15 protein-coding genes are annotated in these 12,638 nt (G+C 70.8%); 11 read left to right on the top strand and 4 right to left on the bottom strand.

Going from position 1 to position 12,638, the window contains the following annotated elements:
• Positions 1–181 precede the first annotated feature (181 nt).
• The 4 genes from recR (at position 182) to HW837_RS01165 (ending at position 3,022) form a co-directional block, all read left to right on the top strand.
• Positions 182–781, top strand: a complete 600-nt coding sequence (recR, locus tag HW837_RS01180; protein WP_045558132.1) for a recombination mediator RecR — start codon at positions 182–184, stop codon at positions 779–781.
• Positions 774–1,436 carry a DUF5063 domain-containing protein gene (locus HW837_RS01175; RefSeq protein WP_045558131.1) on the top strand — a complete coding sequence of 221 codons (663 nt, stop codon included), beginning with the start codon at positions 774–776 and terminating at the stop codon, positions 1,434–1,436. The genes recR and HW837_RS01175 overlap by 8 nt, the downstream gene beginning before the upstream one ends.
• Before the next feature lie 88 nt (positions 1,437–1,524).
• A complete protein-coding gene (locus HW837_RS01170) occupies positions 1,525–1,950 on the top strand; it encodes a hypothetical protein (protein WP_159040896.1) in 426 nt (141 codons plus the stop codon).
• A gap of 136 nt (positions 1,951–2,086) precedes the next feature.
• Positions 2,087–3,022 (top strand): M56 family metallopeptidase, encoded by a 936-nt coding sequence (locus HW837_RS01165; RefSeq protein WP_193382419.1) that lies wholly within the window; start codon positions 2,087–2,089, stop codon positions 3,020–3,022.
• On the opposite strand, the gene HW837_RS01160 is transcribed toward HW837_RS01165, so the two are convergent.
• Together HW837_RS01160 and HW837_RS01155 are read right to left on the bottom strand one after the other, a co-directional pair.
• Entirely contained in the window at positions 3,019–3,888 is an 870-nt protein-coding gene (locus HW837_RS01160; RefSeq protein ID WP_193382420.1) for an alpha/beta fold hydrolase, read from the bottom strand. The two genes, HW837_RS01165 and HW837_RS01160, sit on opposite strands and share 4 nt — an antisense overlap.
• The gene (locus HW837_RS01155) at positions 3,854–4,312 is read right to left on the bottom strand and encodes a hypothetical protein (protein ID WP_193382421.1); all 459 of its coding nucleotides are present in this window, start codon (positions 4,310–4,312) and stop codon (positions 3,854–3,856) included. Before HW837_RS01155 ends, HW837_RS01160 begins: the two co-directional genes overlap by 35 nt.
• Before the next feature lie 141 nt (positions 4,313–4,453).
• On the opposite strand from HW837_RS01155, the gene HW837_RS01150 reads away from it, so the two are divergent.
• The 7 genes from HW837_RS01150 to HW837_RS01120 all read left to right on the top strand — a co-directional run bounded on the left by HW837_RS01150 (position 4,454) and on the right by HW837_RS01120 (position 10,284).
• Positions 4,454–5,209 (top strand): helix-turn-helix domain-containing protein, encoded by a 756-nt coding sequence (locus HW837_RS01150; protein ID WP_045558277.1) that lies wholly within the window; start codon positions 4,454–4,456, stop codon positions 5,207–5,209.
• Positions 5,202–5,393, top strand: a complete 192-nt coding sequence (locus HW837_RS01145) for a DUF397 domain-containing protein (RefSeq protein ID WP_045558128.1) — start codon at positions 5,202–5,204, stop codon at positions 5,391–5,393. The genes HW837_RS01150 and HW837_RS01145 overlap by 8 nt, the downstream gene beginning before the upstream one ends.
• A 295-nt stretch (positions 5,394–5,688) precedes the next feature.
• Positions 5,689–6,702 carry a hypothetical protein gene (locus HW837_RS01140; protein ID WP_193382422.1) on the top strand — a complete coding sequence of 338 codons (1,014 nt, stop codon included), beginning with the start codon at positions 5,689–5,691 and terminating at the stop codon, positions 6,700–6,702.
• 103 nt (positions 6,703–6,805) lie between these two features.
• On the top strand, positions 6,806–7,384 hold the full coding sequence (locus tag HW837_RS01135) for a Uma2 family endonuclease (protein ID WP_193382423.1): 579 nt from the start codon (positions 6,806–6,808) through the stop codon (positions 7,382–7,384).
• A 52-nt stretch (positions 7,385–7,436) separates the two neighbouring features.
• Positions 7,437–8,936 carry an NB-ARC domain-containing protein gene (locus HW837_RS01130; protein ID WP_193382424.1) on the top strand — a complete coding sequence of 500 codons (1,500 nt, stop codon included), beginning with the start codon at positions 7,437–7,439 and terminating at the stop codon, positions 8,934–8,936.
• Positions 8,936–9,562: a tetratricopeptide repeat protein gene (locus HW837_RS01125; RefSeq protein ID WP_193382425.1), complete on the top strand. Its 627-nt coding sequence runs from the start codon at positions 8,936–8,938 to the stop codon at positions 9,560–9,562. The genes HW837_RS01130 and HW837_RS01125 overlap by 1 nt, the downstream gene beginning before the upstream one ends.
• 221 nt (positions 9,563–9,783) lie before the next feature.
• Positions 9,784–10,284: an SgcJ/EcaC family oxidoreductase gene (locus HW837_RS01120; protein WP_045558125.1), complete on the top strand. Its 501-nt coding sequence runs from the start codon at positions 9,784–9,786 to the stop codon at positions 10,282–10,284.
• A gap of 80 nt (positions 10,285–10,364) precedes the next feature.
• On the opposite strand, the gene HW837_RS01115 is transcribed toward HW837_RS01120, so the two are convergent.
• Positions 10,365–11,753, bottom strand: coding sequence for a HAMP domain-containing sensor histidine kinase (locus HW837_RS01115; RefSeq protein WP_045558124.1), 1,389 nt, complete (start codon positions 11,751–11,753; stop codon positions 10,365–10,367).
• Entirely contained in the window at positions 11,750–12,469 is a 720-nt protein-coding gene (locus HW837_RS01110; protein ID WP_193379519.1) for a response regulator transcription factor, read from the bottom strand. The genes HW837_RS01115 and HW837_RS01110 overlap by 4 nt, the downstream gene beginning before the upstream one ends.
• Positions 12,470–12,638: the final 169 nt, after the last annotated feature.

The raw sequence follows: 12,638 nt of genomic DNA, 5'->3' as shown, positions 1-12,638 counted from the left end.
CCCACCCCTCGGCCGGCCCCCACCCGCTCCTCCCCGCGCCCCCGGCGCGCCCCAGCCTCCGAACTCCTCCGAACTCCTCCGCAGTCCCCCGCGAGCCCATCCGTGGCCGGTACCGCCTTCCTCGGAGCGGCGGCGGCCGACTACGGTACGTACTGAAAGACACCAGGAAGGACGGCAGTCCGTGTACGAAGGCGTGGTCCAGGACCTCATCGACGAGCTGGGGCGGCTGCCCGGCGTCGGTCCCAAGAGCGCGCAGCGGATCGCCTTCCACATCCTGCAGGCGGAGCCGACGGACGTACGGCGGCTGGCGCATGCCCTCCTCGAAGTGAAGGCGAAGGTCCGTTTCTGCGCGACCTGCGGCAACGTGGCGCAGGAGGAGCTGTGCAACATCTGCCGCGACCCGCGCCGCGACCTGTCCGTCATCTGCGTCGTCGAGGAGCCGAAGGACGTCGTCGCGATCGAGCGCACCCGCGAGTTCCGGGGCAAGTACCACGTCCTCGGCGGCGCGATCAGCCCGATCGAGGGCGTCGGCCCCGACGATCTGCGCATACGGGAGCTGCTGACCCGCCTGGCCGACGGCACGGTCACCGAGCTGATCCTCGCCACGGACCCGAACCTGGAGGGCGAGGCCACGGCCACGTATCTCGCCCGCATGATCAAACCCATGGGCCTCAAGGTCACCCGCCTGGCCAGCGGCCTCCCGGTGGGCGGCGACCTGGAATACGCGGACGAGGTGACCCTCGGCCGCGCCTTCGAGGGGAGACGATTGCTCGATGTCTGACGCCACGCTGCACGCGACGGACCTGAACCCGGACGACTTCGCGGTCCAGATCGCGGACCAGATCGAGAGCTTCCTGGTCGCCGTCACCGAGGTGGCCAAGGGCGACGAGCCCGACTCGGCCGTCCCGTTCCTGCTGCTGGAGGTCTCCCAGCTGCTGCTGGCCGGCGGTCGCCTCGGCGCGCACGAGGACATCGTGCCGGACGAGCGTTACGAGCCCGACCCGGGTTTCGAGCCGGACGTGGACGAACTGCGCGAACGCCTCGCCGTGATGCTCGACCCGGTCGACGTCTACTCCGAGGTCTTCGACCCCTACGAGCCCCGCAAGGCGCCGGTCCCGGCCCGGATCTCCGACGACCTCGCCGATGTCATCGCCGACCTGCGCCACGGCATGGTCCACTACCGCGCGGGCCGCACCACCGAGGCCCTGTGGTGGTGGCAGTTCTCCTACTTCTCCAACTGGGGTTCCACCGCCTCGGCGACCCTCCGGGCCCTCCAGTCCCTCGTCGCCCACGTCCGCCTCAACCAGCCCCTCGCCGAGCTGGACGGCCTCGACACCGACCAGGAACTGATGGGCGACGAGACCCTGGAGTTCGAGGCGGGCCAGGTCATGGCGGAGGAGATCGCGGGCCCGCTGGGGCTGGGCAAGGCGAAGTAGCCACACCGCCCGCACCCGCCGCAGGGCCAGGAGCCGGGGGCGGGCCCGGTGGTTCCCCGTTCGACCCGCTGTTCGCCACAATGCCCCCATGACATTGAAGCCGTGGGCTTGGGCCGGGCTGGGGATCGCGGGGGCGGGCGTGGTCACGCTGACCGGGTTCGCCTTCGTCGATCTGGGATCGGCCGATCAGATCGCGAGCGTGGCCGGTGGGTCCGCGGGCGTGGTCGGCCTCGTCCTCGCCGCCATCGCGCAGTTCGGCGGCTCGTCCGCGCCGCCGGCCCCGCCCACCCCCGTGCCCCCGCCGCGGAAGGTCGACGCGTCCGGGACCGGCGCGATCGCCGCCGGAGGCAGCATCGGCTCCGCCTCCACCGGCGGCACCGCCCCGCCGCAGCCCCCGCCCGCCCCCGCCCCGCCCTCCTCCGGCACCCCTGCCCCGGGCACGAACGTGACCGCCTCCGGCCGTGGTTCCATCGCGGCGGGCGGCGACATCGGATCGGCGTCGACAGGCACTTGACCGTCGGCGGACCGGGAACGCTTCGGTGATGGCATCCGCCCCGCGCACCGGTAGCGTGTCCCCCGGCCGTGGAAGCCGCGCACCACCAGCTCGTGTACGGCCCGCCCGCCCCCGACCAGGAACCGGACCCAGTGACGTGACCGTTCTCCTGCTCCTTCTCACCGTCGTGGCCCTGACCGCCGCCATACTGGGCCCCCGTGCCCTGGTGAAGGCGAGGTGGCCCGAGCGGGAACCCGTGGTCGCGCTGTGGACGTGGCAGTGCCTGGTGGCGGCGGCGCTGCTGAGCTGCCTCGCGGCGCTCGTGCTCGGGGCGGCGGCGGTGTTCGAGACGGTGCGCACGCATGCCTTCGCGCCCGCGCCCCCGGCCGTGACCGCCGCGTACGACCTCACGGCCGCGCCGCCCTGGACGGCCGTACTGACGCTGGTGCTGGCCCTCGGGGCGGCGTGGAGCGGCGCGATGCTGGCGCGGGAGCTGGTCGAGGCCCGGCGCCGGCGGCGGCTGCGCCGCGCGCATCTACGGGAGCGCGCCCCCGACCTCCCGGCCGGGCTGCCGCAGGCGAACGGCCCGCTGCTGGTCCTGGAGGACGAGTACCCGGACGCGTGGCTCATGCCGGGCGCCCCGCCCCAACTGGTCGTCACCACCGGCGCGTTGGCCAAGCTGAGCGACCATCAGCTGGACGCCGTGCTCGCCCATGAACTCGGCCACGCCCGCGCCCGCCACGACTGGCTGCTGCACCTCTCCACCGCGCTCGCCACGGGCTTCCCGCGCCTCCCGCTCTTCGCCCACTTCGCCGACCAGACCCACCGCCTGGTCGAACTCGCCGCCGACGACACGGCGTCGCGCCGCTGCGGTCACCTCACCACCGCCCTGGCCCTCATCGAACTCAACCAGCACCGGGGCGTGTTGAGCTGCTCCAACACCCGCCGCCTGCTGGGCGACCGGGTCGAGCGCCTGCTGGAGCCGCCGCCCCGACTGGACCGCACCCGCCGCGCGGCCACCACGACCGCCGCCGCGCTCCTTGCCCTCCTCCCCCTCCTCATCGCGTTCGCCCCGGCGCTGGGCACGCTCTAACCGGCCGACCGAACCGTCAGCCGTTCCCCCGAGTGGTCGCGGAGGAAGTCCATCAGTACGGCGGTGAGTTCGGCGGGGGCGTCCTCCTGGACCAGGTGCCCCGCACCGGAGATCGGCTCGAACCGTGCCCCCGGGATGCGGGCCGCCAGTTCCCGCCCCTTGGCCAGGGGGATCCAGCTGTCCTCCTCGCCCCAGCACACCAGCGTCGGAACGCCGATCTCCCCGTAGCGCCCCTGGATCTCATCCGTGTGGGCCTGGTTCGCCTGCGCTATCTGCCGGTAGAAGGCGGGCTGCCCGTGCTCGCCGAGCCACGGCTCGACGAGCCGGTCGAGGACGGTGGGGTGCAGTCCCGGCCCGCTGGCGGAGCTGACGTACTCCCGTACGAGGGCCCGGTGCAGGGCGGGCGGCAGCTGTTCGAAGACCTCGGCGTGCCTGCCGAGCAGCCGGAAGGAGGGGGATCCCCACGGGGCGAGGGCCACGGGGTCGACGAGGGCCAGCGCGCGGTAGTGGGAGCCGTGCAGGAGATGGGCCCGCAGGGACACGGCTCCGCCGAAGTCATGGGCCACCACCAGGGGTTCCTCCAGCCCCCACTGCCTCAACAGCTCGGCGAAGACCCACCCCTGAGCGGCCAGGGAGACATCCTGACCGGCGTGCATGTCCGACTCCCCGTATCCGGGCATGTCCCACACGAACACCTGGTAGCGGCCGGTGTCGGCCAGTGCCTGGGCCATGCCGCGCCAGACGTAGGAGGAGAAGGGCGTGCCGTGACAGAGCACGACCGGGTCCCGCCCGTCCTCCCCGATCCGGCCCCACCGCACGGCCCCCGACGCACTACGAAAAGTCTGAGTCAGCAGCACTTCGCTCATGGATGTCTGTTACCCCACGGAACGCGGTCGTCACTGCGGCGAGCAGTGACTCCGGTTCCACGTATGGCGTTTGCGGCGTCGGCTCGGAGCACCAGCGCAGCGGGAACGTGTTGCCGTCGAGGGCGGGGATGCCTACGTACGTGACCCTGCGCATGTTCGTCGGGTCCAGCCCGAAGCGCTGCACGCCCGGCAGCCACGCGTGTCCGTGCACCGTCCCCGGCCGCAGCAGGAAGTACACCCAACGGAACCCGACCTGTTCGAGGACGACCGGCCCGGCGTCCCCGTCGGTCACCTTGACCAGCCTGCTCGTGACCAGTTCCCCGCGCCGGCCCTGGATCCGTACGGCGTCGAAGTGCACGCCGATCACGCGCAGCCGGTGTCCCGACACCGGTACCCACGGCGGCCGGTGAATTGCGTTCGTCATGGTCACACGGTGGCGATGCGCGGGCTACGCTCGGTAGTGACTGAGGTGATACACGCCGGTGTGTATCGGTCGGAGGTGCGCGCGGTGTCAGCCCAGTACAACTCCCCCTCGCCGGTGGCCTGGCGGTACGGCGGCAACCAGATGAAGCGCTGGCGCACGAAGGCGAACGTGAGCCGTGAGGAGCTGGCCGAGGCCGCCAACTACTCGCCGGACACGATCAAGTCCATGGAGCAGGGCGTACGGATGCCGACCCCGCGGGTGCTGGATGTGGCGGACGAGTTGTGCGGGGCGCAGGGGTTGCTGAGTTCGGCCAAGGACTACTTGCAGCGGGAGAAGTTTCCGGCGCGGGCTCAGGACTTCATGGAGCGCGAGAGGGAGGCGATCAGCCGGTGGTCGTACGAAGTTGCGCTGATTCCGGGGTTGTTGCAGACGCAGGGTTACGCGCGGACGCTGATCGAGAACCGCTACCCACCTCTGGATGAGGAGACGGTGGAGGCAAGGGTCGCCGCACGTCTGGAGAGACAGGCCATCCTCACGGAGCGGAAGCCCCCGGTGGCCCTGAGCTTTGTGTTGTACGAGGCGGTCCTGCGCAGTTCCCAGGTGGACGCCGAACAACTGCGGCGCTTGCTGGAGGCGTCCTGCCTTCGGAACGTCCTGTTGCAGGTGCTTCCCTTTGATCGAGCCATCAGTGCGGCCCTCTTGGGGCCCATGGTGATGCTGGAGACGCGTGATCACGAGCGGTTCGTCTTCACGGAAGGGCCGCTAGCCAGCGAGCTTTCGGCTGATCCGGAGGTTGTCAACCGCGTGACCGAGCGGCTTAGCATGATCCGCGCGCAGGCCCTCAGCCCCGCTGAATCGGCCCGTTTCATCGAGCGGATGGTGAACCGTAATGAGTGAGCAGCTGGCATGGGTCAAGTCGAGCTACAGCGACGACGAGGGCGGCGACTGCGTCGAAGTCGCCCTGTCCCACGCGCGCCTGACGGTCCACGTTCGCGACTCGAAGAACCCCACCGGCCCCACCCTCACCCTCCCCGCCCCCGTCTGGACCGCCTTCATCGCCGCAGGTCAGCCCGGAGCTTGAGCCCCGGGACCCGAGCTCTTCTCATGGGTTTCCAAGACTCTGGGAAAGACTTGAAAACCAACCCAACCAACCAAATCTGTACGTGAGTTGAAGGGGCGCAACTCGAAAGGGTGACGTTCCGTGATCGACTTGCTTCGGAACGTAAAGCCGCTCTAGGTTCGCGGCATCTGACCACATAGATCGGCCCCGGCCGGTGCGCCAACACCAGTGCCAGGGCCTAGACCTACGGATCGACGGAGACTCGATCGTGGCTTACGCCCAGCCTAGTGCTGCCCTGCCTTCCCCGTCCCACCCGATGGCCAAGACGGGTTACGGAAAACGCTCCGTGGGTGACGAAGACCCGCACGCGGATCCGAACTTCGCACACCTGAGCCCCCGCGACGCCGAGATCGCCGTCTTCATCGACCATCTCGAAGACGGCCACGCCATGGGCCACAAGGTGATCGCGGCAGAACACCCTCACTACGGCCAGCAAGCCGTACGCACGTCGGCGGGTCGCCTCGTGCGTGCCGGGCATCTGCGCTGGATCAAGGAGCACATCACCGTCGAGGAAGGCTCCATGCGCTGGGTGACGCGGACGTACTGGTCGCGCACGCCCAGGTCCGTGGAGTGGTGGGCGGAGTTCGCACGGAAGCGCGACGGCAGGGACGTGACGGAGCACTACCAGTCGGGGCTGGCCCGGGTCGAGGAGAACGAGCCCGCCGACGAGACGCCCGAAGAGGCGACCCCGACCCCGACTCCAAGCACCGCCCCGAGCCCGGCTTCGGGGGACGAGCCCAGCCCCGCGTACCAGACCCTCGCCGACATCCGTTCCGTCGATCCCCGTATGCCGCTGTCCGAAGCCGATTGCCTCGCCCTCGAATCCCTGGTCACGCAGTGGCTGTCGCGAGGGGCGACGCCGCAGGACGTCACCACGGCGCTGACCGACGGGTTGCCGTCGGAAGTCACCAACCCGGGCGGATTCGCCCGCAAACGGTTGGAGAAGAAGATGCCCCCGACCCCGTCGCCGCGTCCGAAGAAGGCCAAGCTGCGGCAGAAGGCGGCGCGGCGCGCTCGTGTCACCCGCGTGATCATGGCCTGTGGTCTCTGCGACGCGGACGAGCGGACCGCCGAGATCGTGCACGGGCTGTGTCCCGAATGTCTTGCCGAGATCGAGGCGGACGGGCCGATGCCGGTGTACACGCCGGTCCCGGACACCTTCCTCCCCGCCCCGCGTGCCGGTGGCCTGCCCGGCGCCGACGAGGTCGTGGACGTCACGGCCCGGGTGGATGAGCTGCGCCGGGCGGGCCGTCTGGGGCGCTGGAAGTGATGACACGGAGCGGTCTCGCCGGCGACCCGGCGGACGGGAGGGGCGGCGTATGAGCGTCCAGGACGTATCGGTCAGGGCACCATGGAGTCGAGGAGGCGACGCCATGACCCCCACGCCCGAACACCGGCCGCAGATGTCCGTCGAGGAGTTCGAGGAGCTGGAACGCCACGCACCCGAGATGGTGCGGCTGGAGTTCATCAGGGGGAAGGTCCAGGTCAAGCCGGTGACCGATGGCAATCACGACCACATCGTCGCCTGGTTGCAGCGGCTGTGCATGCAGCACCGTCCCGAGCTGTGGCTCTACGGGGATCGTGGCATGAAGGTCGAGGAATACCGGAAGGGGCGGGCACGCCCGGACGGCTTGCTCGCGCCGTTCGGATTCCCGATGGGGCATGGGGACTGGTCGGACACCGAGGGCGTCCTCATGGTCGTGGAGGTGACCTCGCACGACTCCGACACCCATCAGCGCGACCGGGTCGAGAAGCCCGACGGCTACGCAGCCGCAGGCATCCCTGTCTACCTCCTCATCGACCGCGACGACTGCTCGGTCGTCGTGTTCAACCAGCCGGAGGGCGGGCGTTACCAGCACGAGGAGAAGTTCGCCTTCGGGGCCACGGTCAAGCTCCCCGACCCGGTGAACATCAGCCTCGACACCGAGCACCTCAAGGAGTACGCGGACTGACCGCCGCCCCGCCATGATGGGTCACACGGGTCGTGCGCGGAGGGGGCGAACGGTGAGAGACGCATCGGCGGGGGACGAGGCGTCCGGCGGGCGTTCGGTGGAGGCATCCGGGGAGCGGGCCGTCGCTGCCGGACGGGACATCCGGCAGGTGGCCACCGGTGATTTCGCCACCCAGGTCCAGGTCGAACAGGGCACCGTACTGCCCGCCGAGGCGCTCACGGTCGGGGATGTGACGTGGCCCGTGAGACATCTGCCCGGGCGGACCGCGCATTTCGTGGGGCGGGAGCGTGAACTCGCGCTCCTGGAAGAGGCGTTCGAGGCGCCCGGTGGGGTCGTGGTGCACGCCGTGCACGGGCTCGGCGGGGTCGGTAAGTCGACGCTGGCGGCGCGGTGGGCCGCCGGGCGGGGCGCCGACGTCAACCCCGTCTGGTGGATCGCCGCCGAGTCCCGGGCCCAACTGGACGCGGGGCTCGCCGATCTCGGCCGGGCCCTGACACCCGCGCTGGCCGGCACCCTCCCGGAGGCGGCCCTCCGGGAACGTACGCTCCAGTGGCTCTCCGCCCACGACGGCTGGCTCCTCGTCCTGGACAACGTCGACGACCCGGCCGATGTGAGGACTCTGCTGGATCGGGCTCCGAGAGGCCGTTTCCTGATCACCACACGGAGGGGGCCGACGAGTTGGCGAGGGATCGCGCGCACGCTGGACCTGGATGTGCTCGCACCCGACGAAGCCGTGGAACTGTTCACGACCATCTACGAGGGCTCGACGGACGGCGTCGAGGAACTCTGCGCCGAGCTGGGGTGCCTGCCCCTGGCCGTCGACCAGGCCGCCGCGTACTGCCGCGAGGCCGGGATCACGCCTGGGGCGTATCGGGAGCTCCTCGCGCGGCGCCCCGCGAGCCTGTACGCCTCGGGCCCCGAGGGCGGTGACGCGGAACGGACCGTCGCCCGGGTCTGGCGCGTGACCCTGGACCGGCTCGCGGACACGCCGAAGGCGCTGATGCTGCTGCACATCCTCGCGTGGCTGGGCTCGGAGGGCGTTCCGCGCGGGTACGTCGAACTGCCGGGTGACCCGCTGGATGCGACCGAGGCGATCAGGCGGCTGGCCGCCCACAGCATGATCACCCTGGGGGACGGGACGATCTCGGTGCACCGGTTGGTGCAGGCCGTGACCCGGACGACCGACCCCGGCGACCCTCATCGGATCGAGGTCCACACCGCCGGCGGTCGTAGAGTCGCCGTCCAGGTGCTGGTCCTGGCCGAACCGAGGTGGCAGGACGGGGACGACACCGACATGAGGGCCGTGCTCCGGCCCGAGGGACGGGTGTGGGCGACGCAGGTGGAGGCATTCGCGGCACGGTATCCGCAGGAGGAGGACACGGCGGACACCGCGATCCTGTTCACCAGCGCCGGTCTGCTGCTCGTCATCAACGAACCCGGTCCGCGTGCCGTGGCGTTGTGCGAGCGAGGGCTCGCGGCCGCGCTGCGCGCCCTCGACCCCGACGACGAGGGCGTCAGATTCGCTCGGGGGCCCTGGCCGAGAGCTGTCTGATGACCGGGGACGTCGACCGGGCCCTCGACCTGAGGCTCCGTAGCCTGGCCGACTGCGAGCGTCTGCTCGGCCCGGACCACCCGGACACGGTCCGGGCGCGGAGCGAGCTGTCCGACGCGCTGGAGGAGGCGGAGGACCGGACACGCGCGCTCGGGGCGACCTTCGCGCACGCCCCGCAGGCGCGGCGGATTCTGGGCGCGGACCGTCGGCCCGACGAGAACACACCGGGCGCGCCGAACGGGACACCGTCGGCGCAGTCCCCCGCCGAACCGGAGCGGCGCCAGGCGTGGTCCCTCAGCGGATCCACGGACGACGACCCGGAGGACCCCCTGCGGCTGCTGGACCGGGCGCGGACAGCCTCCGCGAGCGGTGACCGGCAGCGGGCCGTCGACCTGTCGGCACGGGCCGTCGATCTGGCCCGCCGGGATCTGGGAGACGTCTCACCCGTTACCCTCCTCGTCCGTGCCTACCACGTCGTCCTGCTGCGCAGGGCAGGGCGGCACGCACACGCCGAGGAGTTGGCGGCCGGGGTGAACGAGGACGCCCTGCGGTCGCTGGGCGACTCGAAGATCGGCAGGAACGTGCGCCGCCTCGCTGCCGCCCCCGCGCCGGACGACGCCGACTGACGTCGGTCCGATCCCCACGCCGCTCCACCTGCGGCCGACCCCTGCGCCGATCGCCCGGCGCCGACCCCTGTTCCACCCCTCCCGGACATGCTGTACGAACCTTGCCCGCGGCCTGTACGTCCGCTGCACAGCCCCTAACCGGCGTCGCGCGAATCTTGAGTCACTTCCACCGCACACGAAGCGGAGGCAGTAACACCCCACACTTCGCACAGGAGATCGCGATGACCCGCAAGAACCGGATACGCGCCGCCATCGTCACCGCCACCGCTCTGGTCACCGCCGGCACGGTCACCGCCGGTGTCAGCATGGCCGGGGCCGAGGCCGCTCCGAAGAAGCCCTCCAAGAAGGAGATCGCGGCGCTCTTCGACGGCTGGAACAAGACGCTGCAGACCGGTAGCTCCAAGAAGGTCGCGGACCGCTACGCGAAGGACGCGGTGCTCCTGCCGACGGTCTCCAACAAGATCCGCACCGACCGCGCCGGCATCGTCGACTACTTCAACCACTTCCTGGAGAACAAGCCGGTCGGCAAGAAGACCAAGACGATCATCAACGTCCTGGACAGCAACTCCGCGATCGACACCGGCTCGTACTACTTCATCCTCACCGACCCGAAGACCGGCGAGAAGAAGCGCGTCGACGCCCGCTACACCTACGAGTACGAGAAGCGGAACGGCGTGTGGAAGATCGTGAACCACCACTCGTCGGCGATGCCCGAGGGCTGATCCGCCGGCCGGACCCCAAGTCGTGGCTGGGCTCGACCCCCCGGCCCAGCCACTCAAGGCCGGCTGAGCCACCCCCCGGCTCAGCCACCCCCGTGCCGCGCCGCGCGCAGCGTGAGCGCGACGCACAACCCGCCCCCGGGCGCGTCCCCCAGGGCCACGGTCCCGTTGTCGTCGGTGACGAGCTGCTTGACGACGGCGAGGCCGAGGCCCGACCCGGACTTCCCGGTGAGGCCCTGACCGCGCCAGAAGCGGTCGAAGGCGCGGGACTTCTCGGCGTCCGACATACCGGGCCCCTCGTCCAGCACCGACAGCACCACCTCGTCGCCCCGGGTCTCCACCGAGACCGTGATCGTCGCACCGTCCGGCGAGACCTCCAGGGCGTTCGAAAGCACGTTGTCCAGGACCTGGTCCAGATGACCGGGACTGGCCAGCACAAGCGGCCGGCCGTCGGCACTCCCCCTGAGCGTGATGGTGACTCCGCGCTCGTCGGCGGCCGGTCTCCACACATCCAGGCGCTCCTGGATGACGTCCCGCAGGGACAGGGGTTCCGCCGCCGTCACCTTCGCCTCGGCCCGCGCCAGCACCAGCAGACCGTTGACCAGCCGGCTCATCCGGACCACCTCGGCGGTCGCCTGCTCCACGTCCTCCCGTACGAACTCGTCGTCCACCCCGTCCGCGATGTTGTCCAGCGACAGCCGCAACGCGGTGAGGGGGGTGCGGAGTTGGTGGGAGGCGTCGGCGACGAAGATGCGCTGCGACGCGATCAGCGTGTCCAGCCGCTCGCCTGCCTGGTTCAGCGTGCGCGCGAGGGTCTGCGTCTCCTGGGGGCCGGTGACAGGGGAGCGGGCCGTCAGATCGCCGTCGCTCATCTTGCTGGCCATCTCGTTGAGTTGGCGGAGGGGGGCGGTCAGGCGTCGGGCGGCGAACACGCCGATGCCGGCGGCGGCCAGGAGGACGAGCACGGCCAGGCCCGCCCGGAAGCCCCAGATCTGCCAGAGCCGGTCCGTGAGGTGGTCGGTCGAGAACTTGATCCGGACGGCGCCGACGACCTCGTCCGTCTGCGTCTCTCCGTCCGGCGAGCGCTCGAAGGCGGGGACGGTGACCACCAGGTTGTCGCCCCAGATGAAGTCGGAGCCCCAGTCGACGGTGCTCTCGCCGCGTTCCAGGGCCCTGGCCAGCGCCGCGTCCGCCGTCGGTTCCCGCAGCCTGTCCGGCGCGCACCGGTCGGTCGCGGTGACCTCGACCTTCTCCTCGTCGGGCGGGTACGCCCCGGCGAGCTGCGCCAGGGCCTCGCAGGACGCGGTGTCGCCCACGCCCAGCAGCCGGGCCATCGTCCTGGCCTCGCGCTGGACGGCCTCGCTGGTGTCGTCCCGCAGCTGATCCGTGAGCGTGAACGCCACGGGCACGGTGAACAGGGCGATCGCCACAGCCACGAGGAGGACGTAGCTGCGGATGAGCTGACGGATCATGGCGTGCCGTCGCCCTCACGCGCGGAGCCGGCGGTCTCGACCTCCTCGGTGACGATGAGCCGGAACCCCACCCCCCGCACCGCCTCGATCGTGATCGCCCCGGCGAGCTTGCGCCGCAGCGCGGCCACATGGACGTCGAGTGTCTTCGTCGGGCCGAACCAGTTCGCGTCCCAGACCGCCTCCATGATCTGCTCGCGCGACATCAGGGCGCCCGGCTCCTCGGTGAGGAAGGCGAGGAGGTCGTACTCCTTGGGGGCGAGCGCCACCTCCGTACCGTCGAGGTGGACGCGCGCGGCCTTGCGGTCGACGGTCAGGTGGGGGCCGTAGCGGTCGGGGCCGGCCGGGGGAGCGTCGGCGGCGCGCGGCTGGACGCGGCGCATCACCGCCCTTATCCGGGCGATCACCTCGCGCACCCCGAAGGGCTTGGAGACGTAGTCGTCGGCGCCGAGCTCCAGCCCGACCACCCGGTCCGTCTCGTCGCTGCGGGCGCTGATCACGATGATCGGCACCTGGCTGCGGTCCCGCAGGGTTTTGCAGACGTCGAGACCGTCGGTGTCGGGCAGCCCGAGGTCGAGGAGGACGACGTCGTACGGGCCGTCGTACGACAGTGCCGCCCCGCCCGTGTTGACCCACTGCACCTCGAAGCCGTATCGCAGGAGTCCCCGGCGCAGGGACTCGGCGACCGGCTCGTCGTCTTCCACCAGAAGTACGCGCACGGCATGACCTTAGTGCTTGAAAGTTGGGGTTCCGTCGTCGCGGGGCGCCGTTGTGTGACCCCAGGCACTTTTCGCCGTCCGCGCCGACTGTTCGGCGACGACCTGGGCAGGGACGTTCCCGGAGCGGTCGAGGGTCCGCGGTGAGAAGCCGGGTGAAACCGGTGGAAGG

The organism is Streptomyces caniscabiei (assembly GCF_014930365.1).
In the GTDB taxonomy this organism is placed as follows: Bacteria; Actinomycetota; Actinomycetes; order Streptomycetales; family Streptomycetaceae; genus Streptomyces; species Streptomyces caniscabiei.
Note: the sequence above shows the minus strand (reverse complement) of the source record. Positions and strands in the feature narration are given on the sequence as shown.